Source organism: Pontibacter sp. CAU 1760 (assembly GCF_054482735.1).
Genome location: NZ_JBTLRL010000007.1, coordinates 35,229 through 58,986 on the forward strand (window position 1 = coordinate 35,229; position 23,758 = coordinate 58,986).

Annotated in this window: 23 protein-coding genes; 6 read left to right on the forward strand and 17 right to left on the reverse strand. The window is 53.0% G+C overall.

Features of this window, described 5'->3' with window-relative positions; genetic code table 11:
- Window positions 1–18: 18 nt before the first annotated feature.
- The 3 genes from ACXYMU_RS11330 to ACXYMU_RS11340 all read right to left on the reverse strand — a co-directional run bounded on the left by ACXYMU_RS11330 (window position 19) and on the right by ACXYMU_RS11340 (window position 2,074).
- On the reverse strand, window positions 19–630 hold the full coding sequence (locus ACXYMU_RS11330) for a hypothetical protein (RefSeq protein ID WP_458986504.1): 612 nt from the start codon (window positions 628–630) through the stop codon (window positions 19–21).
- Between the two features lie 105 nt (window positions 631–735).
- Entirely contained in the window at window positions 736–1,593 is an 858-nt protein-coding gene (gene nadC, locus ACXYMU_RS11335) for a carboxylating nicotinate-nucleotide diphosphorylase (RefSeq protein ID WP_458986505.1), read from the reverse strand.
- Between the two features lie 67 nt (window positions 1,594–1,660).
- Window positions 1,661–2,074 (reverse strand): DUF4783 domain-containing protein, encoded by a 414-nt coding sequence (locus ACXYMU_RS11340; RefSeq protein ID WP_458986506.1) that lies wholly within the window; start codon window positions 2,072–2,074, stop codon window positions 1,661–1,663.
- Between the two features lie 227 nt (window positions 2,075–2,301).
- On the opposite strand from ACXYMU_RS11340, the gene gpmI reads away from it, so the two are divergent.
- The 3 genes from gpmI to ACXYMU_RS11355 all read left to right on the forward strand — a co-directional run bounded on the left by gpmI (window position 2,302) and on the right by ACXYMU_RS11355 (window position 6,018).
- Window positions 2,302–3,828 (forward strand): 2,3-bisphosphoglycerate-independent phosphoglycerate mutase, encoded by a 1,527-nt coding sequence (gene gpmI / locus ACXYMU_RS11345; RefSeq protein WP_458986507.1) that lies wholly within the window; start codon window positions 2,302–2,304, stop codon window positions 3,826–3,828.
- 4 nt (window positions 3,829–3,832) lie between these two features.
- Window positions 3,833–4,411 (forward strand): hypothetical protein, encoded by a 579-nt coding sequence (locus tag ACXYMU_RS11350; protein ID WP_458986508.1) that lies wholly within the window; start codon window positions 3,833–3,835, stop codon window positions 4,409–4,411.
- Window positions 4,412–4,521: 110 nt separating this feature from the next.
- The gene (locus ACXYMU_RS11355; RefSeq protein WP_458986509.1) at window positions 4,522–6,018 is read left to right on the forward strand and encodes a T9SS type A sorting domain-containing protein; all 1,497 of its coding nucleotides are present in this window, start codon (window positions 4,522–4,524) and stop codon (window positions 6,016–6,018) included.
- A gap of 48 nt (window positions 6,019–6,066) precedes the next feature.
- Here the strand turns inward: ACXYMU_RS11355 and ACXYMU_RS11360 are convergent, their stop codons facing one another.
- The 3 genes from ACXYMU_RS11360 to prfA all read right to left on the reverse strand — a co-directional run bounded on the left by ACXYMU_RS11360 (window position 6,067) and on the right by prfA (window position 9,170).
- A complete protein-coding gene (locus tag ACXYMU_RS11360; protein WP_458986510.1) occupies window positions 6,067–6,489 on the reverse strand; it encodes a secondary thiamine-phosphate synthase enzyme YjbQ in 423 nt (140 codons plus the stop codon).
- A gap of 65 nt (window positions 6,490–6,554) precedes the next feature.
- Complete coding sequence (locus ACXYMU_RS11365; RefSeq protein WP_458986511.1) at window positions 6,555–7,922, reverse strand: hypothetical protein; 1,368 nt, start codon at window positions 7,920–7,922, stop codon at window positions 6,555–6,557.
- 174 nt (window positions 7,923–8,096) lie between these two features.
- Window positions 8,097–9,170 carry a peptide chain release factor 1 gene (gene prfA / locus ACXYMU_RS11370; RefSeq protein ID WP_458986512.1) on the reverse strand — a complete coding sequence of 358 codons (1,074 nt, stop codon included), beginning with the start codon at window positions 9,168–9,170 and terminating at the stop codon, window positions 8,097–8,099.
- Between the two features lie 311 nt (window positions 9,171–9,481).
- On the opposite strand from prfA, the gene ACXYMU_RS11375 reads away from it, so the two are divergent.
- Together ACXYMU_RS11375 and ACXYMU_RS11380 are read left to right on the forward strand one after the other, a co-directional pair.
- Window positions 9,482–9,802 (forward strand): thioredoxin family protein, encoded by a 321-nt coding sequence (locus ACXYMU_RS11375; protein ID WP_458986513.1) that lies wholly within the window; start codon window positions 9,482–9,484, stop codon window positions 9,800–9,802.
- A gap of 4 nt (window positions 9,803–9,806) precedes the next feature.
- Window positions 9,807–10,049 (forward strand): DUF6952 family protein, encoded by a 243-nt coding sequence (locus tag ACXYMU_RS11380; RefSeq protein WP_458986514.1) that lies wholly within the window; start codon window positions 9,807–9,809, stop codon window positions 10,047–10,049.
- A 90-nt stretch (window positions 10,050–10,139) separates the two neighbouring features.
- Here ACXYMU_RS11380 and ACXYMU_RS11385 read toward each other — a convergent pair whose 3' ends face one another.
- The 8 genes from ACXYMU_RS11385 to rbfA form a co-directional block, all read right to left on the reverse strand.
- The gene (locus tag ACXYMU_RS11385) at window positions 10,140–10,751 is read right to left on the reverse strand and encodes a TetR/AcrR family transcriptional regulator (RefSeq protein ID WP_458986515.1); all 612 of its coding nucleotides are present in this window, start codon (window positions 10,749–10,751) and stop codon (window positions 10,140–10,142) included.
- Between the two features lie 141 nt (window positions 10,752–10,892).
- Window positions 10,893–11,576: a carotenoid biosynthesis protein gene (locus ACXYMU_RS11390; protein WP_458986516.1), complete on the reverse strand. Its 684-nt coding sequence runs from the start codon at window positions 11,574–11,576 to the stop codon at window positions 10,893–10,895.
- Between the two features lie 3 nt (window positions 11,577–11,579).
- Window positions 11,580–13,064: a 1-hydroxycarotenoid 3,4-desaturase CrtD gene (gene crtD / locus ACXYMU_RS11395; protein WP_458986517.1), complete on the reverse strand. Its 1,485-nt coding sequence runs from the start codon at window positions 13,062–13,064 to the stop codon at window positions 11,580–11,582.
- Window positions 13,065–13,141: 77 nt separating this feature from the next.
- Window positions 13,142–13,585, reverse strand: a complete 444-nt coding sequence (locus tag ACXYMU_RS11400) for an SRPBCC family protein (RefSeq protein WP_458986518.1) — start codon at window positions 13,583–13,585, stop codon at window positions 13,142–13,144.
- A 288-nt stretch (window positions 13,586–13,873) separates the two neighbouring features.
- Window positions 13,874–16,798 (reverse strand): DEAD/DEAH box helicase, encoded by a 2,925-nt coding sequence (locus tag ACXYMU_RS11405; RefSeq protein WP_458986519.1) that lies wholly within the window; start codon window positions 16,796–16,798, stop codon window positions 13,874–13,876.
- Window positions 16,799–16,940: 142 nt separating this feature from the next.
- Window positions 16,941–18,164, reverse strand: coding sequence for an ABC transporter permease (locus ACXYMU_RS11410; RefSeq protein WP_458986520.1), 1,224 nt, complete (start codon window positions 18,162–18,164; stop codon window positions 16,941–16,943).
- A gap of 99 nt (window positions 18,165–18,263) precedes the next feature.
- Window positions 18,264–19,073 (reverse strand): class I SAM-dependent methyltransferase, encoded by an 810-nt coding sequence (locus ACXYMU_RS11415; RefSeq protein WP_458986521.1) that lies wholly within the window; start codon window positions 19,071–19,073, stop codon window positions 18,264–18,266.
- A 21-nt stretch (window positions 19,074–19,094) separates the two neighbouring features.
- Complete coding sequence (gene rbfA / locus ACXYMU_RS11420; protein WP_458986522.1) at window positions 19,095–19,487, reverse strand: 30S ribosome-binding factor RbfA; 393 nt, start codon at window positions 19,485–19,487, stop codon at window positions 19,095–19,097.
- 173 nt (window positions 19,488–19,660) lie between these two features.
- Between rbfA and ACXYMU_RS11425 the strand changes: the two genes are divergently transcribed.
- On the forward strand, window positions 19,661–21,061 hold the full coding sequence (locus ACXYMU_RS11425; RefSeq protein WP_458986523.1) for a hypothetical protein: 1,401 nt from the start codon (window positions 19,661–19,663) through the stop codon (window positions 21,059–21,061).
- Between the two features lie 89 nt (window positions 21,062–21,150).
- On the opposite strand, the gene rpiB is transcribed toward ACXYMU_RS11425, so the two are convergent.
- Genes rpiB through glyA form a run of 3 tightly spaced genes read right to left on the reverse strand, consistent with a single transcriptional unit; the run spans window position 21,151 to window position 23,732 of the window.
- Complete coding sequence (gene rpiB, locus ACXYMU_RS11430) at window positions 21,151–21,588, reverse strand: ribose 5-phosphate isomerase B (RefSeq protein WP_458986524.1); 438 nt, start codon at window positions 21,586–21,588, stop codon at window positions 21,151–21,153.
- Window positions 21,588–22,430 carry a twin-arginine translocase subunit TatC gene (tatC, locus tag ACXYMU_RS11435; protein ID WP_458986525.1) on the reverse strand — a complete coding sequence of 281 codons (843 nt, stop codon included), beginning with the start codon at window positions 22,428–22,430 and terminating at the stop codon, window positions 21,588–21,590. Before tatC ends, rpiB begins: the two co-directional genes overlap by 1 nt.
- A gap of 27 nt (window positions 22,431–22,457) precedes the next feature.
- Window positions 22,458–23,732 carry a serine hydroxymethyltransferase gene (gene glyA, locus ACXYMU_RS11440; protein ID WP_458986526.1) on the reverse strand — a complete coding sequence of 425 codons (1,275 nt, stop codon included), beginning with the start codon at window positions 23,730–23,732 and terminating at the stop codon, window positions 22,458–22,460.
- Window positions 23,733–23,758 lie beyond the last annotated feature (26 nt).

The following is a 23,758-nucleotide window of genomic DNA, read 5'->3' on the forward strand; positions in this document are numbered from 1 at the left end:
TTAATTTACGGCGATCCCTTACGCTTTGGTTGTGGCGGGCGGGCTGGCCAACAGGTTTTTGCGGCGCAGGATACTTTCCAGCAGTTTCAGGTCGTTCGGGCTGTTGAAGATGCGGAATGGCATGTGGATGAAAATCGGGGTTTCGAAGTTACGGGCTACCCAGCCCTTCCAGCCTGTTGGCAACTGCGCATCGGCGGCAGGCTGTAGCCACAGCATATAGGAGTCTTTCTCTACGCTAGCCGCCCGGATCATGTCCCAGTTCAGGGCCATACCCTCCCGCTCATTGCGCTTCATCAGTATCTGGCGGTTGTCGATCTCATACATCATCTTCTCGAACAGCGGGTTGCCCTGCTCCATCTGCGTCACGCCCATCACTTGCGCCGAGCGCAGAATCACAAACAGCAGCGTGACCACCACAGCAATCGCTACCCACCACCACGAAAAGCTGAACAAAGCCGGCAGCAAAAACAGCACCAACGGAATAAGCGCATACCACCAGTCGCGGCGCCATACCTTCACCAGGGCCTTGCGGGTATACATTTCTTTGTCGAGTTGATATTTCTTGGTGCGGATAGCTTGTGGAGATGGCCCCTGTGCGGTCCGGAAACCTTTTTGATTTGGTCGCTGCATATTATAAATATTCGAAATTCTGTGTTAATGCCGCCTCATGCGGGAATGATCGCTTCGAAAGGGGGTATAACCGCCCATCGCGCCTGCAAAGGTAATCCTAAATTCTTAAAAAGCTTTCAGGCTGATGTCTAAGCTTTTGATGGAATGCGTCAGGGCACCCACCGAGATGTAGTCCACGCCCGTTTCGGCCACTTCGCGGATCGTCTTTTCCGTGATGCCGCCGGAAGCCTCTGTCTCATACCTGCCACCGATCATCTGCACGGCTTCGCGCATCATCTCCGGCGGCATGTTGTCCAGCATGATCCGGTTTATACCGCCGGTATCGAGCGCCTCCTGTACTTCCTGCAGGGTGCGCGTCTCTACCTCAATCTTCAACGCCTTGCCTTTTTCCAGCAGGTATTGCTGTGTGGCTTTGATAGCGGCAGGCACGCCGCCGGCATAGTCCACGTGGTTGTCTTTCAGCATCACCATATCGAAGAGGCCAAAGCGGTGGTTGGCACCGCCCCCTATCAGCACAGCCCATTTCTCCATCATCCGGAAGTTAGGGGTGGTTTTGCGGGTATCCAGCAACCTGGCCCCTGTGCCTTCTATTAACTGCACCAGCGCATGGGTGTAAGTGGCGATGCCGCTCATGCGCTGCATGCAGTTCAGCACCAGTCGCTCTGCTGTCAGGATGGACCGGGCGTTGCCGCTTACCGTTAACCCGATGTCGCCATACTGTACGGGCGCGCCGTCCTGCAGCAGCACATTTACCTGCAGGCTAGCATCTACAGCCCTGAAAATATAGGTTGCCAGTTCCATCCCAGCCAGGATCCCTTCCCCTTTCACCAGTAGCCTGGCCTGGTTTTGGGCGTCGGCCGGTATGGCAGCCAGCGAAGAATGGTCGCCGTCGCCGATGTCCTCGGCAAGGGCCCGCGCGATGAATTCGCTGATGCTCTGTTCGGTTAAGTAGTTCGGTTTCACGGAGCAAAAATAAAAAAAAGGCCCGGTTTATATACCGGGCCTTCCTAAAATATCAAATTCAGCCTGTTTAGTCCTTGATAAAGTCCATGGCATGGATCAGGTAACGGCCTCCCGCGGCTTTCATCCGGATCACCACCGTGTAGGAATCCCCCTTGGAGGAATACGTGCCGATGGCATACAATTGGCCCTTGTCTGAGGTCCCGTTGTGGTCTACGCTGAAGTCTACCGGGGCATTTTTAGCGAAGAAGTTCTTCATCACAAACTCAGCCTGCGTGTTGCTGTAGCTGGTTGCCTCGCCTCCATCGAAGGAAATGCCCACCATGCTCCCAAAGTTTTTAGAGAGTTCTTTCGCCGATCCCATCTTCATCGCGGAATTCACGCTGCCCATGGCATCGCCTTGCGCAGTCGCTTGCCCAACCGATACAATCATCGCCACCATCACCAGAGAAAACGCTACTATAATGTGTTTAAAGTTCTTCATATAATTGTTTGTGATCCTGCCCTAGCAATATCCAAAACTATGCCAATAAAGCTATTCTGGTTTGTGTTTACAAGTTAGCGGTATTCCGCAAAAATATAAAATCGTATTTCCGGCCAAGACGCCCTTTAATTTGCCCCTGCTCGAAAACCTAAAGGCGCTGAACCCAGTAGCCGCTATAAGGGATGGCTGATACGTTGCCATTGAAAGATTATAGTTATATTTGCACCATGGATAAAAAGGTACTTTTAATGATATTGGATGGGTGGGGCATTGCCACTAATCCGGAGGTTTCAGCTATTCAGAAGGCCAAGACGCCTTTCTTTGACTCAATCCTTAAAAAATATCCGAACACGAAGCTCCAGGCATCCGGAGAGGCTGTGGGCTTACCTGAAGGCCAGATGGGCAACTCTGAGGTGGGCCACATGAACATTGGCGCCGGCCGCGTGGTATATCAGGACCTGGTGCGCATTAACAAGTCGATTGCCGAGCGCAAACTGGCTGGCATGCCTGCCCTGGCCGAGGCTTATGCCTATGCCAAAGAAAACAAGAAGCCGGTACACCTGATCGGGTTGCTGTCGGATGGTGGGGTGCACTCGCACATCAATCACCTGAAGGCGCTCTGCTCTGTTGCAGCCGACCAGGAGCTGCATGAGGTATACATCCATGCCTTTACCGATGGCCGCGACACGGACCCGAAAGGCGGGGTGAAATATATCAACGAGCTGGAGGAGCATCTGGAGCAGACCACGGGCAGCATTGCCTCGATTGTGGGCCGCTACTATGCCATGGACCGCGACAACCGCTGGGAGCGCGTAAAGCTGGCGTATGACCTGATGGTGCACGGCACCGGAACGCCTTCGCAGAACATCATCAAGTCGGTGCTGGACTCTTACAACGCCGGGGTAACCGACGAGTTCATCAAGCCAATCGTGAAGGTGAATGACATGCAGGAACCTGTGGCCACCATCAAAGACGGCGATGTGGTGATCTGCTTTAACTTCCGTACCGACAGAGGCCGTGAGATTACGCAGGCATTGACGCAGCGCGACTTCCCGGAGCAGGACATGTTCAAACTGAACCTGCACTACGTGATGATGACCAACTATGATGAGAGCTTCCTGAACGTAACCTCCATCTTCGAGAAAGACAACCTGAACAATACCCTTGGGGAGGTACTGGCAAATGCCGGCAAAAAGCAAATCCGTATTGCTGAGACGGAGAAATACCCACACGTAACCTTCTTCTTTTCAGGAGGCCGCGAAACGGCGTTTGACGGAGAAAGCCGCTTGCTGTGCCCTTCGCCGAAAGTAGCCACCTACGACCTGCAGCCTGAGATGAGCGCTTACGACATCCGGGATGCCATTGTACCGGAGCTGAAGAAGAAGAGTGCCGACTTTATCTGCCTTAACTTCGCGAACCCAGACATGGTAGGCCATACCGGCGTGTTTGAGGCCGCCGTGAGAGCCTGTGAGATAGTGGACGAGTGCGCGGCTGATGTGATCGGTGCAGCCCTGGAAAGCGACTACGACGTGATTGTGATTGCTGACCACGGAAACGCTGATATGATGATTAACCCGGACGGCACCCCGAACACGGCGCACACCACGAACCTGGTGCCCTGCATCCTGGTGAGCAACGACTTTAAAGGCACGCTACACGAAGGAAAGCTAGGCGACCTCGCTCCAACCATTCTACAGCGCATGGGCGTAGCACAGCCTGCCGACATGGACGGCACATCTCTGATAAACGAATAACACTGTGGCCAACCGTATCCCCAGCATTTTCTTGGGCCTACTGCTGGCCACCTCGGCTTGTGAGCGACCTGCCCCGCCTGCTACCTCAGCGGCGGAGCAGGCTGCTTTCAACCTGACCGCTTACTTGAACCAGCAAAAGGAGCGCCTGCAGGCCGAGCAGCCCATGGTGCTGAAATCGGTCACGACAGAGGAAAAGCCAACAGAGACTATCCAAACGGCTGATATTGATTGGAAAGATGAGCTTTCTGTGTTTGAAGAGGCAGACCTGAACCGGCCGGCGCTGAAGGAGTACTACACAATGCAGGAACGGAAACAGGAAGACGGGAGCATTGTGGTGGAGTATAACCGGCTGGAAGATGCCGAGCCTCTGGTGCATTACCTTCGCCTGGAGCTAACCCCCAAAAGAAAGCTTCGCCAGTTGAATGCACTCATCCAGGACCAGAACATGCTTTTCTACTCCCGCCGCAAGGTGCAGCTCACCGCCGATACAGCGACGGGCAACATTGCCGGCTACCAGGTGCTAGGGGTTCAGAAATTAATCCTTGCTGATTCCTTGCACTACCGCATGGATGCTACGCTGTAGTCCAGTCTTCTTAAAAATCAGTTGCCACGGCACTTAAAGGTCTCTTTGTTTTGTTATCTTGCCTCTGTGGTGCCAGACTGCACCGCAAGCTGATTCTTTAGACCTGCTGCATGCGCACGCTTATCTTCACAGCACTGCTATACCTGGGTATGGGCCTTTCCGGCTTTGCCCAATCATTTATACCTCCTGGCCGCACCTGCGCCACCGAGGCGTATTTGGGTGTGCAGCAACAGCAAGACCCAAACCTAAAGCTACGGCAACAGCAACTTCAGCAACAAGTACAGCAGGCCTTGGCACAGCAAGGGCAGGGGCAAAGCCTGCAGGCAGATGTGGTGATTACGATACCTGTGGTGTTTCATGTGGTATACACCTCGCCTGCCGAAAACATCTCGGATGAGGCCATCAAGTCGCAGCTGGAGGTGCTGAATGCCGACTTCAGGCGACGGAACGCGGACACGCTGCAAACACCCGAGCATTTCCGGCCCTTTGCCGCCGATACCAAGATCCAGTTTTGCCTGGCTTCGGTAGACCCAAACGGAAACCCCACCACCGGCATTACCCGCACAGCCAGCAGCAGCGCTTTCGACTATACCTCCGATAACGTTAAACACACCGAGCGGGGCGGTATTGATATATGGGACAGGAACCTGTACCTCAATATCTGGGTATGCAGGATAAAAGGCGATGTGCTGGGGTATGCGGCCTCACCGGGGGCACGCGCCGCCAGCGATGGGGTTGTGATCCATTATACATCAGTGGGCAGCCCTCCATCTAACGCTTTTGTCTCAAGCTATAACAGAGGCCGCACAGCCACACATGAGGTAGGCCACTGGCTTGGCCTGAACCATATATGGGGAAATGGTTACTCCTGCTCCGACTCCGACGGTATTGAGGATACCCCTAATCAGATGGGGGAGAATGGTGGTTGCCATACCGGTATAAAAATATCATGCGAAGACAGCCCCTTTGGCGACATGTACCAGAATTATATGGATTATACTGATGATGCCTGTATGAACATCTTCACGAAAGGGCAGGCCTGCTACATGCAGACCCTGTTGGCTACCTCCCGCAGCACCATCCTCAACGCCATCACGTGTAGCAACCGGCTACGCGCCGACTTCAGGACCACGGCCCTTAGCGACACCCTGACCACGGCTGGCGCCAGCGTTCAGTTCACCGATGCCTCGCAGGGTGTGCGCCCCGCCAGTTGGTATTGGGAGTTTGAGGGCGGCGTTCCGGCCATTTCTACGCAAGAGCACCCGGTGGTTACTTACCCGCAGCCGGGTATGTATAGCGTGAAGCTCACCATTGCCAACGAGAGCCAAAGCAGCAACGCCTTAAAGGAGAAGTTTGTGCACGTAACGGTTAACGACTTGATAGTGTACCCTAACCCCTCTTCAGATTATATCATCATAGAGCAACCTGCCCGCATCTGGGTACGGCAACTGGAACTGGTGAACCAACTGGGACAGGTTTTGGTGAAGGAGGAAACACGAGACCGGGTACTGCGCCTCGATGTGCGGCATCTGCCACAAGGCGTTTATATTCTCCGCATCAAAAGCTCCAACGGCACCGAGACCCGAAAGATCAGTGTCGTGCGTTAACTTAGCACCGACACACCAAACCAACCTTGGCCTATTAGCATTAGCAGCCTATTGCCCCTGTAGCGTCACGACCACTGTGCGTTTAGAGGCATGGTCGCGGTGCTCGCACAGGTAAATGCCCTGCCAGGTGCCCATGTTCAGACGGCCTTTCGAGATGGGGATGGTAACCGAACTGCCTAACAGCGCTGCCTTCAGGTGCGCCGGCATGTCATCAGGGCCTTCCAGGGTATGGCGGTAGTAGGGTTGGTTTTCAGGGACCATCTGGTTGAAATGGCTTTCGAAGTCCTGTCGCACAGTGGGGTCTGCGTCTTCGTTGATGGCCAGGCTGGCTGAGGTATGCTTGATGAACACATGGGCCAAACCCACTTCCATATCCTCCAGTTCCGGCAACTGCGCCTCCAGGAGGTCTGTGATCAGGTGAAAGCCTCTATTAACGGCAGGCAGCCGAATCTCTCTTTGAAACCACTTCATAGCTCTATTTTAAATGCTTGATTGTTGAACGGCCGCGTATCCCAGCGGATACCCTGTGAGACAATCTAATCAACTGTTCGCTCAAGGGCTCCTGCATCCGGCTTCTGAACGCTACGCCTGACACCTTTCAGGTCTGAGAGGATGGCAGGCAGGTACCGGGCTGCACCGCTGGCCGGCGACAGGGTATCGAGGGCGAAATTACCTTTGGCAGACGCTTTAAACTTCGGCTCTGCGTTCAGCTTATTGCCATTCTCCTTCAGGTCCTCTTTGTACACCGCTGTGCGAAGCAGGTTATGGCTGATTTCGGTGGCTGCCGCTAAAGGTGCCACCAGTACTTCATCCACCGCGCTGAAGCTATCGGAGTAAACAATGGAATTCACCAGGCGCAGGGCCGTCGGTTGGTTCTTAATCTCTGTGCCGGGTATAAAGTCCGTCACCACAAACAAAGGCGTCTCCCGGACCAGGGTATTGTTGTAGCTCACAATGGTAGAGTACAGCACCTCGTACGTGCCACCGCCTAACCCCCCGAAGCCATACTGTCCGCAATTATAGATGAGCGTGTTGTGTAGCTTCACATCCGATGTAAAAGCCACTACTCCGTCCAGAAACGCATGAGCAATCACACAGCCGTTTACCAGGGTGCCCTCATTACCGGGGTTGCCGATACGCATGCCATATTTTGTGTTCTTGATATCGGCATAATGAATCTCATTGCCGCTGCTTTTGGTCAGCACCCGAATGCCCTCCCATTGGCCCGGCGCCGTTTGGTAGGCTTCCTCTTGCCTGTAGCCGCCAAAGATCACGCGCTTGGCAGGGGTGCCGTTCACCAGCAGCTTCCCGTTGATGAGCAACACAGACTTATTGCTGCCATAGATGCGGCTGCCTGCCTCGATGGTGAGGGTGGCTCCGGCACGCACCAGTACAGAATCAAGCAGGACGTGGGGCTTGTCGCTTCTCCAGATCGTAGAGCTCAGCACCTCTTTCCGGTGGAAATAGGCGTTCTGGCCATATGCCACCAGCTTTACCTGCTGCTGTTGCTGGTTTACCCGGAAGAGCACAGAGTCGGCTACTAGGAAAGGCTGGTTAACATCGGTAGGGTTGATGTTCACCTTCACCAGCACATTCAGGCTGTCGCCGCCGCGTAGTTCCACGTTAGTAGCCAGGGGGCTTTGCACCCCGTTAATGGTAAGCTGGTACGAAGAGGCTGCTGCACCCGCCAGAGAAATCTCGCTGATGCGAATGGCCTTCTCGTTGCGGTTATACACCTTTAGGCGCTTGGTAATACTGCCACGACTCACAAACACCGTGTCAAACAGCACCGTGTCCGCCGAGAACTCCAGCACTGCCTTAGGGTCCGTTGTAATCACCTCGTCCTTAGGCTCACAGGAGAAAAGGAGCAGGAGCAGGGGCAGGATGGCAAGGATGTATTTCAAGGAGTTGTATCGTTAGGTATAGGGGCTGTACGAAGGTATAACTCGATCGCTTCTTAAAAGATTGTTTTAAGCGACAACAAGTTAGCAATCATCCGGCAACAATAAAGAAGGATGCAGCCGTGGCGGTTCACGCCAGGCTACATCCTTCTTATTCATTTCGCCAAAGCAGGGTTGTTATGCTGCCGCGCCTTCTTTCAGTCTTTCGGCGTTCTCTGCAATGCGTAGTTCCTCTACAAAGTCCTCGATGCCGCCATCCATTACGTTTGGCAGGTTATACACGGTATAGCCGATACGGTGATCGGTTACGCGGCCCTGTGGATAGTTATACGTACGGATCTTGTCGGAGCGGTCGCCGCCGCCTACCATGCTCTTGCGCTGCGCACCTTCTGCCTCGTTTTTCTTAGCTAATTCTACCTCGAAAATACGGGAGCGAAGCACCGCCAAGGCCTTATCGAAGTTCTTCAGCTGTGATTTCTGGTCCTGGCACTGCGCCACAATGCCTGTTGGGATGTGTGTTAAGCGAACGGCAGAGTAAGTGGTGTTTACCGACTGGCCACCCGGTCCCGAAGAACAGAAAAGGTCCTTGCGGATGTCGTTCATGTCTATATCCACATCAAATTCCTCGGCCTCCGGCAGTACCACTACCGAGGCAACAGAGGTATGGATACGGCCCTGCGTTTCGGTGGCAGGCACCCGCTGCACGCGGTGCACACCCGACTCAAACTTCAGCTTGCCGTATACGTCCTCGCCCGAAACCCCCACGATAATTTCTTTATAGCCACCCGAGGTACCTTCAGTCGCATCCATCAGTTCCATCTTCCAGCCCATCTTCTCAGCAAAGCGGCTATACATGCGGTACAGGTCACCAGCGAAGATAGAGGCCTCGTCGCCACCCGCGCCCGCACGGATTTCCATGATGATATCCTTGCTGTCGTTAGGGTCTTTCGGGATCAGGAGTTCCCGGAGGTGGTCCTCCATCTGCTCGCGCTGCGGCAGCAGGTCATCCAGCTCGTCCTTGGCCATTTGCCTGAAATCCTCGTCCTTCTCAGTGGCAATCACCTGCTTGGCGCTGTCGATGTTGCTCAGGATGTTCAGGTACTGCTTATATTCAACTACTATTTTCTCTAGGTCCTTGTATTCTTTGTTAAGCGACTTGTATTTCTTCATGTCGCTGGCCACGTCAGGCTGGATAAGCAGTTGGCTTACCTCCTCAAATCGCTGATTGATGGCTTCTAACTTGTCTAACATTGCTCTTTCTGGGTTTTAGACTGCAAAGATACTAAATTGCAGTGTAGTTTCTTTAATACAATTCCGGCTAAAAAGTTGTTCAATTGCTGTAAAACATTCAGCTTTATCGTCTTGCCGTTACCCGCCCTGGCTATCCCCCCTGTGGCAATAGCTAGTATGTAGGCATTGTGGTTGAACAATTACACAGGAGGTTTGTTGGCAATAGGCATTGCAAAAGCTGTACATTTTTGCCTGAAACATTTACTTTTGAATAAAGTATCTCTATAAGGCACGATTCATCTATTTTTTTACAAGAATAACACTGATTTTTTATGGCTGTTATAAAAGCAACCGATAACGACTTTAACGAAGTACTGGGCTCAAACCCAAAAGTAGTGGTAAAATATTACGCCGACTGGTGCGGCAATTGCCGTCTGTTTTCCCCTAAGTTCAAGCGCTTGTCAGATGATGAGCAGTTTACGGACGTTGCTTTCGTGGACGTGAACGCAGAGAACAGCCCGGAGGCTCGCAAAAAGGCTGGTGTGACCAACCTGCCGTTTTTCGCTGTTTTCAAAAACGGTGAACTCGTAGACACGCTGGCTGCCAGTAAAGAAGACGCCGTGCGCAGCCTGATTCAAAAACTAGAAGCCTAACCTTATGAAGATTCCTGCCATAAAGAAGCTTGTCGAAACGTATACCCTGCAAGAACTGATGACCGCCGAGGAGGCGATTGTGGAAGAACAGCAGCCTGCCATTGAAGTAGCGGGCGAAGACGAAGGGGAGCAGCTCACGCATGTGCTGGCCGCCGTCTGGATCCTGAACGACATGGAAGACAACGGCTCTGACTTTAAAACCGCTTTGCGCGAGTACACCAAGAAAGTGCGCGTTTCCATTAGTTAAGCAAGCTACTAGAACTACAAACAGCGAAGGCTAACCTGATGATTGGGTTAGCCTTCGCTGTTTAAAGGGGTTATATGGTTCTGGCTTCTTTTATAGACCAGCCTTGGCGAAGTACTCCTCAGCCATTTTGCCGCCAACTTCCGTGCAAATGCCCCGCACGTAGTAGAGGTAGATACTGCGGAAAACCTCCGGAAGACTGTAACGGTCAGGCGGGAAGATCATGGGGTTTATCATCATATAGAATTGCTCCAGCATGATTTTAGTTACCAACTGCAGGTTAATGTCTCTCCGGAAATATCCTTGCAGGATGCCTCTGTTGATGATCTCGGCATTCAGGTGCCGGGAGTAGTTGTTCAGGTAATCCAGCACCAGCGCCCATACCTCCGGATAGTGCTGCTGCACGTCATTCAGGAAAAGCGGGTTCATCGAATGCATGGTGTCGATTCCGTAACGAAGTAGGCTCAGTATCTCCTCCACTGGGTTCGCCGCACCTCCCAGCATTGTTTTCTGCTCATCCTTTAACTTCTGTATGTGCAATGTCAGCACTTTCATCACTAAATCGTTCTTACTCCGAAAAAGCTCTTGGTAAGTCGATTTCCTGATGTCTAATTTCTGGAGCAACATTTCCTCCGGATAGGTTTCTATACCCTCGGCTTTGAATAAGCGCAGCGACTCCTCTAAAATCGTTTCTAATAAGTTCATATACAACTGCCTTGTGACGAGTGTGGCACCATTAACCCAATGCCTGGCTATAATACGCGTGCATTCTGTAAAAAATCCAGCAAATATAAATATTCTAACGAATTAACAGAGTCGCAATTTTTCAATTCTATAGGAGTCATCTTATAACGCAAGGAACAGGCAGATAAAGAAAAGCAACTGCACCAGGTACACATAAGGCGCAAGCCTGTTTCGGCGGTAAAAGCCTCCCCAATGGTTATAAACCTGCAACAGCAAAGCCACGCCAAACCATCCCACAAAGTTAGAGACAGGCACCCGGCTGTTTTGCCAGTCCCAGAAATCATAAGCCATGGCCACAGGCTCAATGAAATAATCCAACAGCACCATCAGTAATGCACTTATCGCGGCATTGGCCAGCCACGGGAGCCGGAAGTAACTGCTAACCGCCCCAGTGGTATAGACCAGCATCAGCCAGTTCAGCCCGATCAACAAGGGCACGTCCCACAGCTTTGTCCCGAGGGCCTCGCCATACTGGTAATTCCCGAAAATCAGGCCAGTATGCACCCCAATCACTTCCGCCACAAACCCTGCGCTAAATACTACTGCAGCAAATAGTGCAAAGGCCTTGGTCCAGCGCTTATGAAAACTGAACAGCAGGCCATTGGTTAGCAGTAGGTTCATGGGGGTGAGTTGCTGGAAATAAGTGGGGTTGCCGCTCAGCAACAAACCCCACAGCCCAACCCCGTGAAAGATAACCAGTACCGCCAACGCAACCGGGAAAGCATACTTTTTATATGCCTGCAAGGTAGCGCCGAGGGCCGATGGAGAGGAGGAGACGTTGGGCATGGGCTACAGGTCTTCGGTTTTTGCGACGGCGGGTACCAGGTCAGCCACTATTTTAGCCGAAAGCAGGCAAAGCGGCACACCGCCCCCCGGGTGCACACTACCTCCACAGAAGTACAGCCCGTCTATTTGCCTGCTAAAGTTAGGGTGGCGCAGAAAAGCCGCCATCGGATTATTGGAACTACTCCCATATAAGGCACCCGCAAATGAGGAGGTGCGCTGCTCTATCAGCAGTGGGTCGAGCACCTGTTCCTGCTCAATCAGAGACTCAATGTCGGTATGCAGCATCCGGCTCAGTTTCTTTAGCACGCTTGTCCTGGTGTCTGCAATCAGTTTCGGCCAGTCCTGCCCCGCGTGGTGCGGCACATTCACCATCACAAACCAATTCTCGCAACTGGCAGGGGCATCCTCAGGCTCCATCTTAGAGGTGATATTGAGGTATACGGTAGGGTCGGGGCCAACCGTTTTTTGCTGAAAGATGTGCTCAAATTCCGTTTTATAATCCTCGCTGAAAAAGATGTTGTGCAGGTGCAGCTCTGGGAATTGCTTTTTTACACCCCAATAGAATATAAGCGCAGAGCTGGAGCGGGGCTGCCGAAGCGTCTTCTCCGGGGCCGGATGGTCAGGCAAGAGGCGGCGATAGGTAGGCACCACGTCCATGTTGCTAACCACGATGTCGGCATTGTAGTTGCCCTGCGCTGTCTTCACGCTGATTACCTTGCCCCCCAGCGTCACGACCTGCTCCACAGGCTCCTTATACCGGAACGCTACCCCCAATTCTTCTGCCAACTGCACCAGGCTTGAGGCAATGGCATACATGCCGCCTTTAGGGTAAAAGGCCCCGATGTTGTGCTCGAGGTGCGGGATGATGTTGAGCGTGCCGGGTGCCTGGTAGGGATCTGAGCCGTTGTAAGTGGCAAAGCGGTCAAGCAGTTGCACGAAGCGCGGGTCTGTAAACCTCTTCGCGTTTGCCTCATGCATGGTGGCGGTCAGGCCAAGGTCCGAGAGACAGCCGAGCGCTTTGAGTACATCCGGGCTAAGGTAAGTCGTCGCTTTGTGCAGCGATTTGTTCAGAAATGTGTCTGCTGTGCCGTTATATAGCCGCTTGCTCCGGTGCAGCACCTCCCGCACGTCCTGTGCGGGCACACCGAGCTGCTGCTGTGCTTCCCTCGCAAAGTCCTCAGGGTCGGCGTAGGCTTTCAGGCGGCTGCCATCGGGCCAGAAATAATGCGTGATCGGGTTAAGGCGGGTATAGCGAAAATAGCGTTGCGGCTTGCGGCCTGCTAACCGGAAAAGCTCATCTACCAAATGAGGCAGCGTAAACAGCGAGGGACCGGCATCGAAGCGGTAGGCCCCCAGCCAGAATTCGTGCATTTTGCCCCCGAAGCTTTCATTGGCCTCAAATACCGTCACCTGGTAGCCCTTCAGGGCCAGCCTCACGGCGGTGGCAATGCCTCCGATACCTGCTCCCACAATGGCTGCTCTTTTCATCGTATTAAGGTACGCATTCTAGATAACTGTACTCCTAACTACAACAACCTAAAAAGGTTTCTTAACCCTCACACGCCTTAACCCGTCCTCCCAAACACGCGCCTGTAAACGGGCTTGCGCATACTAAATTGGGCGAGCATAAGCGGGTATAAAACCAGGTCAAGGGCTTTAATACCGGTGCTGTACGTGATGATGTCGTGGATGATGGCGCCGTTACCATTTTTAGAGACAAGGTGCTTGTGGTGCCAATAGCGCAGGGGAGGGGGCAGTTCCTGTCCCTGGTCAACGAAAAAGGCTTCGGTTTCCGAAACGTTTCTTTCGGTGATCAGGCTCGTCCACTGGAAGGATCTAAACCCCGTTTGCAGTTCTACCGCCACCACATCGCCTGGTGCAGAGCCATCGAAGCGCAGCAGCTTCAGCCGTGGGTATGGCGGCGACAGTTTTTTAAACAGTGTCGCATCAAAGGCATTGAATACTGCCAGGAAGTCTTGTTGTACTTTGGTTTGGAGGTGGAGGCGCATCTGCTTAATTGCTGGTTGTTGTATTGTTGGTTGTTTTCTTCTGTGTATGGGCCCAGTCACTCAGTGCCACGCCAGCAAGCTTCGAACTCACGTTCTCGCTTGTCTAAGAGAATTTGGGACAGCTGCTTTCAACAGTTCTTCAATCAAGCTGAACATTATACCCCTTAAAAGACAAAAGCCGCTGCCATAGTATACGGGCAGCGGCTTGCTACATGCTTGTTTTGCTTCTTACAGCTATAAACTTTCAGTCAATTAACTATCCAATAAATAACAATTAACAACCAAGCCCTAACTCAGCAGGTTGTCGATATCGTCCTTTGTCAGGCTTTTGATGATGGTTTCGTCGGTACTGATGAGGTCGGTGACGAGCTGAATCTTGCGGCTCTGCAGCGCCAATATCTTTTCCTCTACGGTGTCTTTGGTGATAAATTTATAGGTGAACACGGTGTTTCGCTGCCCGATGCGGTGGGCACGGTCCACGGCCTGCGCCTCCACGGCTGGGTTCCACCATGGGTCCAAAATGAACACGTAGTCCGCGGCGGTCAGATTCAAGCCCACGCCGCCCGCCTTGAGCGAAATGAGAAACACCTGCAGGTCTTCTTCCCGCTGGAAGCGCTCAACCTGCTCCTGACGGTTTTTGGTGTTTCCGTCCAGGTAAGCATAGTCTATCTCGCGGTCGTCCAGCACCTTCCGGATAATATCCAGGTGCTTCACAAACTGGCTGAATATAAGCACCTTGTGCCCTTTGGCTACTACGTTCTTGGTCATCCGCACCACCTCTTTCAGCTTGCCAGACTCGCCCTCATACCCAGCGTCGGTCATCAGAGGGTGGTTAGCGATCTGGCGCAGCTTGGTGAGGCCCTGTAACAGCATAAACTGGGTATTGCCCGGCCCATGCTCCTCCAGGTTCGTCAGGATCTTGTTGCGGTAGTATGATTTTGTTTCCTCGTATGCCTGCTCCTGCTCCTCGGTCATTTTGCAGAACGAGGTATGCTCGATCTTCTCAGGCAGTTCTTTGGCCACCTGCGATTTGTGCCTGCGCAGAATAAACGGCTTGATAAGCGCATGCAGCCGGCGTGTTTTGTGCTCGTCCTTCTCCTTTTCGATTGGCTTTAAAAACTCCTTCCGGAAGAAGTGCTGACTGCCCAAAAGCCCTGGGTTGATGAACGACATCTGGGCCCACAGGTCCATGGTGCTGTTCTCTACCGGTGTGCCCGTCAGGATGAGGCGGTGCCGCGACTTCAGCGAGCGCACGGCACGCGAGGTACTGGATTCTGGGTTCTTGATTGCCTGCGACTCGTCCAGGATGATGTAATCGAAGTAGTATGTTTTGAGCAACTCTGCATCCAGGCGCACAATGCCGTAAGAGGTCAGGATCACGTCATAGTCCTGGAACTGCTCCACGTTCTTGTCACGGTATGTGCCGGTATAGGTCAGGATGCGCAGGCTTGGCGTGAATTTCTGAGCCTCGTTCAGCCAGTTATACACCAGCGAGGTCGGCATGGCCAGCAACGTGGCTGCCCCGGCGCCGCTTTCTTTGCGGTGCTGCAGCATGGCCAGCGTTTGCACTGTTTTACCAAGGCCCATGTCATCAGCCAGGCAGCCGCCAAACTTGTAGTTCTGCACAAAGTGCAGCCAGTTATACCCCGCCTTTTGGTAGGGCCGCAACTCGCCCATAAAACCGGCAGGCAGGGGCTGGTCCTCTATCGTTTCAAACTCACGCAGCTTCTCCAGCTTCCGCGACATGGTAACAGTAGCCAGGTTGCCCTGCTCCAGGTCGTTTACAAGGGCCATGTGGTGCTTTTTCAGCGTCAGCTGGTCCTCCCCCTCCGAAAAGGCAAACAGCTCGATGTACTGCGTAAACCATTCTTCTGGTATGATGGCAACCTGCCCGTTCGGCAACAGGAACTCGTTGTTCTTAGTGAGGATATGGTTCTTGAGCCGGATAAAGGGCACCAGAAACTCCCCGAAGCGCACCGTGCCGTAGATGTCAAACCAATCGTTTTTTTCGGTTATACCCACTTCCACGGTAATGTCGCCGATAAAGTAGCTTTTGCCGCTCTTTTCCTGCTGGCGCACCGTAAAGCCAAGCTCCTCCAGTTCAGCCAGGTTGTTGTTCAGCCACGAAAAGGCATCGCTTTTATCCAGCACTACCTGTCCGTTCTTCATCTCCAACTCGCGCTTGTTCAGCTCTTTCGTAAACGCCTTCTCGTGGTTCAGGTCACGGATGAGTTTATGGAAGACGTATGAATCGGCTGTCCTCTCCATGCTCACGCTGATGCGCTTGCCCGCCGCCTGCGTGTCCACGAGGTATTCCCCGTACTTGAACGAAAGGTCGAAACGGATTTTGGAGCCAGCTGCCGCTTTCGCCTCTACGCTGCCATTTGTCCTGCCGGACACCTCGGTGGCGGTTATCTCCGAGAAGGTTAAGTATGGACTCGGCTCATAGCGCTCTGCCTGTATATCAAAGCCCTTAGCGTGCACGTCAAACGACTCGACGAGTGGGGCCACAAACTTGCGGTAGTAGTTTTCCTCCACAGAGCGGGGTACTACAATAAACTTCTTGTTCAGAAAAGGCTGCAGCTTCTTGCCATCCACTTCCTTCTCAAAGCTGTATACCACGCCGTTCAGCATCAGCCAGGCAGGCTCGTAACAGATCAGGGACGCGTTGCGGTACTGGAAATCCAGTTTCTGGCCCGCATATTTGATCGTAGGGAAGTAATGGGTATTGTCTTCGTTGCGCATGAAGTGGAACAGCACCGTGGCCTTTTCCGGGGCAATGTGAATGCGCTTCCAGGTAGGCTCGCCATCCTTGCCCATGATAAAGGTCATCTTGTGATGGCGCAGCAGCTCCATGATTTTCCCCATGCGCCCCTGAATGTAATGGCTGATGTTCTCTTGCAGTGCCTTGTCACCCTTTTCCGGGTCGTACACTTTCAGGAAGAAATCAACGGGGGTTACCCGTTTCGGAGAAAAGCGCTTCAGCACGGCATCCTGCTGGATCTGGTCCATCAGGTTGATGAGCTTAAAGTCCGCGTCATCCAGGCGCGCGGCAAACTCGTCCGCGTTTTTAGAGGAGATGTTCTGGTGTTGTAGGGTGAGCTGGCCTTTGGAGTTTACCTGCACCACGAAAGACTCAAACAGATACCCCAGGTACTCATGCTCGAAGAGCGAATAAATAACCTGAAAAGGCTGCGTGGTGTAAACTTTCATGCCAAAAACAGTTTTTAGGCATCAAATCTAACCGATACAGTCTTTAATTCCTATGAAAACAATCGTTTTTAACAGCGGGTAAACCAAACAAGAAGTGGCTTATTTATAGCAGGAAGGCAGTGTTGCACCAAGCCCATACCGGCTATAGGTTTTCTGTGACAGACAGTGCCGCAGCCTTTCGGGCTGGCCGGATGGAAACGAGCAGCGTGATCACCACAATTGCGATCCCGGTAAACACGAAGTCCTCTACCTCCATCTTAACAGGGTAAGCCTCTACCACTGAGGTAGCCATACCCATGCTCACGAGCCCGAACGTTTGCTGCAGGTTGCATACCAGCATGCCGGTTGTAAGCCCATAAGCAGCCCCGATAAACGCGACCAGAGCGCCCTCCAGCAGAAAGATGTTCCGGATGGTGGCAGCTGTTGCCCCCATCGAGGCCAGGATGGCAATGTCTTTCTTCTTATCGATCACCAGCATCGAGAGCGAGAAGAAGATGTTGAGCGAGGCGATGCCTAGTATAAAGGCAAAGGTGATGAACACAAACAGCTTCTCGACCTTAACGGCACGCAACAGGCTGGTGTGCTGCTCGTCGCTGTTCTGGATTTTAAACTCGCCGCCAAGCCTTTCCTGTAAGGCAGCCTTTACCTGCTCAATTTTAGCAGCGCTTTCCACCTTTATTTCCAGGGCGGTGCGGCGGCGGCCATACTCCAGCAGCTCAGCCGCAAAATTAAGCGGTACAAACACATAGGAGTCATCGTACTGCCGCTCTATCGCGAAAATGCCGCCGGGGGAAATCGTCAAGCTGTTGAAGGCTCCTTCGGGGTTGAGCGGATTGAACTTGGTGTTGCGGGGGTATAAAAACTGCAACGGCACAAACTGGTTGTTTGGCCTGATGGAGAGCTGGTACTGCACCCCCCGGCCCACTAAAGCCTGGTAGGCATTGTTATAGACAAGCTGGCTGTTCCCTTCCACCACGGCAGAGTCAATCTCGTTCTGCTCGAAGAAATTGTCGCTCACGCCCTTTACCTTCACCACCATCTGGCGGTCGTTGTAGCGCAGCAGGGCATTGTCCTCTATTACCTCCGACACCACGGCCACGCCCGGCGTATCGCGGACGCGGTTCATGAACTCGGTGTCCGTCTCAAACGACTTGCCTGTGAGCGCCGTGATTTTCAGGTCGGGGTCAAAGCTGGAGTATATCTCCCGAATCAGGTCCTCGAGGCCATTGAACACTGACAGTACAATGATCAGCGCGGCAGTGCCCACCGCCACCCCAATCATGGCAATGTTAGAGATGATGCTGATGATGTTCCTCTTCTTTCTAGAGAAAAAATACCGTTTCGCTATCAGAAAAGAGACGTTCATCTTTTGTTGTTAATTGGTAATTGCTGATTGTATGTAGTCAGATTTCAATTGTACACGTGCTGAGGCAACAATTTAACAAACAACAACCCAACAACTAAATTATTTCCAGGCTTTCACGATCAACCCGGTGCCGGATTTGTGGTTCCCTTTCACATCCAGCCAGTTTAGCATCAGGCTGAAAGGGAAGGTAACCAGGTAATAGAACGGCAGTACCAGGAAGAATATCTTTGAAGTGTTCAGCATCAGCATCGGGTACTTCATGGACAGGCGCCAGGAAACCTGCCCCGGCTTGCCATAGGAGTAACGTGCCTCTACCTTGTTAAACCCTGCCATTTTCAGCTTATCCTGAATCTCGTTGATGTTATACCCATCGCGCACGTGCTCTTCGATAAACGAAGCCTCGTCGTCGCCATGCACATCAGAGCCACCCTGGTCTGATGGGGTAGAGATGACCAGCATACCTCCCGGGCGCAACGATGCCTGGAAGTTGCGGAAAACCGCCACATCCTCCTCAATATGCTCCATCACGTCCACCGACAGGATCAGGTCATAGCTGTTCTCCTCGCGGTACTTCACCAGGTCACCAATCCGGAACAGCACGTTCTGCCGCCCAATAGCCCGGATAAAGCAATTGCTGTCTGATATCTGCTCTTCCTTCACGTCCACGGCCAGCACGCTCCACTTGCGGCTCATGCCGGACAGGAAATAGGTATACTGCCCGAAACCGGAACCGGCATCCAGGATATACTGCTCGGAGTCGCGGCGGTTGGCGGCCCAGGCCCGAAGCTCTTTGTGCACATGCCAGGTCCGCAGCAGAAGCAGGTCCAGGAGGTTGTAGAATACACGGCGCAGGAAAGGCGTTCTGTTGAACGCCTCGCCCAGCACCCGCTTTATAGGGTCGTACTGCATAAGGGAGAGAAGAAGCTAGGGCTAGTTAGGGTATGTTTCATCGTCCTCGTCATCCTCCTTGGCAGGTGGAATCTCCAGGTTGTCAAACAGCTTGTCGATTTTTGCGGCGTACTCGGCGCTGTCGTCCAGGAAGAAGGCTAGCTCCGGGATAATGCGTGCCTGGTTTTTGATGCGCTGCGCCAGCAGGTGGCGGACGGTCTTGGCGTTGGCGCGCACCTCCAGCAGGAGTGCCTGCGGGCTTTGCGTCATCATCACGCTAATGTATACTCTGGCCAAACCCAGGTCAGGCGATACCCGCACTACGCTCACGCTGATGTAGGCGCCCCCAAAAAGGTGCGGTACCTCGCGCTGGAAGATATCGGCCAACTCTTTCTGAATCAGGCGCGAAAATTTCTGTTGTCTTTTACTTTCCATATGAAGCTGCAAATATCATATTAATTTCGCATTTTTACCCCAAAATGCCTTACTCATTTCGGGTTAGCATCTTTATGTATGGTTTTAGGATGAAGGCATCTGCCTGCTCAGCTGGCAGAGCATGTCGGTTCCTGTTACCTCCTGGTTTTAGTACCTTCTAACTCTGTCTCTCTTTGATTAGTTACTTCCGAAGCATACTGCCTTCCCGACTGATCCTCCTGATTTTGCTTTTTTTGGCTATTCAGCTTCCGCTGATTTTGTGGGGTATACCCGGCACATCTCCTGAATTGCTGCACATGCTGGTGGGCGAGCGGCTAGCGGACGGTTACCGCATGTACCGGGATGTGTACGACAACACGGCCCCGCTCTCTGCGCTGGTGTTCTGGCTGGTGGATGTGGTGGCGGGCCGCTCTTTCCTGGCATACCGGCTGGTGGCCATGGCTTTGCTGCTGTTGCAGGCGCTGCTGCTAAACGCTACCCTGAACAAGCACAACGTGTATGCCACCAAAGACTACCTGCCTGCCTTGCTTTACCTGGTGCTCGGCAGCCTTTCGTTTGAGTTTAACATGCTTACACCGCTGCTCATCGGCAACACGTTCCTCATCCTGTCGCTTCCCTACATTATCACGCTATCCAGAGAAGGGCTCGACAATAACCGCCTGTTTGTGGGCGGGTTTATGCTGGGTTTGGCTGCCCTGAGCTTTCTGCCCCTGGCACTTTTCCTGCTGGTAGGGATGTTTGCCGTGGTGTTCTTCGCCTCCAGTACTTTCCGGAGCACATTACTGATGTTCTGTGGCTTCCTGTTCCCTTACGCCGTGCTGATTACCTACTACCTGTATACCAACAGTACGGAGGAGTTTTTAGAGATGCAGCTGCTGCGCCCGTGGCACTTAAAAGTAGCTTTCCTACGGCCGCCCGCTGATGTAGCAAAGCTGATGGCTATACCGGCTGTGGTGCTATTGCTTTCGCTGCTCAGCGTGGCCTCGCTGCCCCAGCGCCTGGTATTTCAGGTTAAGTTTCAGCAGTTGATGTGGGTATGGCTCTTCACGAGCATGCTGGTCATTTTTACGCGCGATGAAATTTCGGTAGCGACATTTATACTGGTGTTGCCGCCTGTGGCTTACTTCAGTGAGTTCTTCTTTGTCTCGGCCCGAAAGCCCTGGCTGCTTACCCTCACTTTTGTACTGGTATTCACGTCCGTTCTTGTGCTCCGCTACCGGCTGGTGCTCGGCATCAACCGGTTCCTGCTGCTCGATGAGTCACCCCTGCTGCTGGAGGCGCAGCAGCTGCCTGTACAAGGGGCCACCGTATTGGTAATGGGGGAGGATGTTAGTTACTATACCCAAAATAAGCCTGTGACGCCATACCTCAATTGGGAACTGGCACAGCGCCACTTCGGCCGCCTGGATGAATACCAGGCCGTGTTTGAGCTTTATAAGAACTTCCAGCATGAGCCACCAGCCTATATCATCGACCAGCATAACCTGATGCCGGAGCTTCGTTACAAAGTCCCGGCAGTTTTTGAGGCCTACCGCCCAACTGATACAAAAGGCGTGTACAAGCGGACTAAATAAGTCAGGGAACTCATACTATACCCAAAACAAGAGGCTCAACGGATATCCGCTGAGCCTCTTTTGTATTTGATCTTTTGCTTAACCTGGGTTTAGCAATCCGATATCTTGTTGACGCGTGTCTGGTGGCGGCCACCCTCAAAGTCGGTAGTCAGGAAAACCCTCACCATCTCGCGGGCCGCTTCCTCCGACACAAACCGGGCAGGGATGCAAAGAATGTTGGCATCGTTGTGCTCGCGGGCCAGTTTGGCGATTTCTGGTAACCAACACAGGGCTGCGCGCACCCCACGGTGCTTGTTCGCCGTGATGGCTACGCCATTGCCGCTACCACAAATAAGAATGCCCAGGTCAGCCGCTTTGTTAACAACTGCTTTGGCCAGTGGGTGCACATGGTCCGGGTAATCTACCGAAGAATCAGAATGAGGGCCGAAGTCCTCAATAACATGCCCCATTTCCTGCAGCACGTCCTTCAGCATTTTCTTGTAGGTAAAGCCGGCATGGTCGCCGCCGATTGCAATGTTTAGTGACATTAGATAGTGTTATTTTCGTTCAGTCTCTTTATTTCCTTTTTACGGATGGAGTGCGAGATATGTATACTCACCTCATAAAGCAGCATCAGTGGCATCGAAATGAGCAACTGGCTGATCACATCCGGCGGCGTGATGATCGCGCCCACAATCAGGATCACAACCAAGGCGTGCTTGCGATACAGCTTCATTACCTCTGGCGTTACCAAACCGGCCTTTGTCAGGAAGAACACGATCACGGGCATCTCAAACATAAACGCACAGGCCAGGCACAGCGTCGTCAGCGTGGAGATGTAGGAGGACAGGTCGAACTCGTTGATGATGGTGGGGTCAACCTGATAGCCCGCCAGGAAATTGATGGAGATCGGGGAAACCACATAATACCCGAACATGATTCCCATGATAAACAGGATCGACACGAAAAAAACAGCGCCCCGTGAGTTCTGCCGCTCCTGAGGGTATAAACCCGGCTTCACGAAACGCCAGATCTCCCAGAAGGCATACGGAAAGGCACAGGTTAGGCCCAGGATAGCCGAAACCAGCAGGTGCATGGTAAACTGCCCGCTCATCTGCCTGCTCTGGATGGTAAAGCCCATTGAGTCGATGCAAAGTGCGTCCGAGCCGATCTTCGCCCCAATGTCACACATCAACCGATAACTCCAGAAGTCTGTGCGCGAAGGAGCCAGGATGATGTCGTGAAACACGAAGTTCTTAGACAGAAAGGCAATTGTCCCGAAAACAAGAATAGAGGCAAATGCCCTTATTATGTGCCACCTCAGTTCTTCCAGATGGTCTACAAAAGACATCTCCTGGGTTTCCTCTTCCTCTACAAATGATTGATCCATCAAAACTGTGGGTCCTCGGGTTGTGTGTTAGTAAGCAAATAGCGGATACTCCTGCATCCACTTGTTAATATCCTGGCGCGCGGCGCTAATCTTGCTGTCGTTGTCGTGGTTTGTGAGCACGTTGTCGATTAGCTCCACGATACGCGCCATATCATTTTCCTTCAGGCCTCTGGTGGTGATGGCGGCTGTGCCCACACGCATACCAGACGTCACGAAAGGCGACTTGTCATCAAACGGCACCATGTTTTTGTTGATGGTGATGTCAGCTTTCACCAGCGTGTTCTCCGCCAGCTTGCCTGTAAGGCCTTTTGAGCGCAGGTCGATCAGCATCATGTGGTTGTCTGTTCCACCGGAGATAATGTCATAACCGCGCTCCAGGAAGGCTTTGGCCATGGCCTGTGCATTCTGCTGCACCTGCTTCACATAGCCCAGGTAGTCATCAGACAGTGCTTCGAAGTAGGCAACAGCCTTGGCCGCGATCACGTGCTCCAGCGGCCCGCCCTGCGTACCCGGGAAAACGGCACCATCCAGCAACGAAGACATCATACGGGTTTCGCCTTTCGGTGTTTTCAACCCAAACGGGTTTTCGAAGTCCTTGCCGAGCATAATCATACCCCCACGTGGTCCGCGCAGTGTCTTGTGCGTGGTAGTGGTTACGATATGGCAATGCTCGAACGGGCTGTTCAGCAGGCCACGGGCAATCAGGCCCGATGGGTGCGAGATGTCGGCCAGCAGCAGGGCGCCTACCTCATCGGCAGCGGCACGCAGCTTCTTGTAGTCCCAGTCGCGGCTGTAGGCCGAGGCACCACAAATAATCAGTTTCGGACGCTCCCTGCGGGCGATCTCCACTACCTTGTCAAAATCAATCAGGCCTGTTTCCTGCTCCACGCCATAGAAAGACGGCTGGTACAGCTTGCCTGAGAAGTTTACAGGCGAACCGTGCGTTAAGTGACCGCCGTGCGACAGGTCGAAGCCCAGGATCTTATCGCCTGGCTGCAACACGGCCAGCATGACGGCCGCATTGGCCTGCGCACCGGAGTGCGGCTGCACGTTTGCCCATGCTATACCGAACAGCTCTTTGGCACGGTCTATCGCCAACTGCTCCGACTGGTCTACTATCTCGCAGCCACCATAATAGCGCTTGCCTGGCAGACCTTCGGCATACTTGTTCGTCATAACGCTGCCCATGGCCTGCATTACCTGGTCCGAAACGAAGTTTTCGGAGGCGATAAGTTCGATGCCGTGAGTCTGGCGATTTTTCTCCTGAGCGATCAGGTCAAATATGGCAGTATCTTTTTGCATTGCTTCAGTTGGTTTGTAAACTCTCA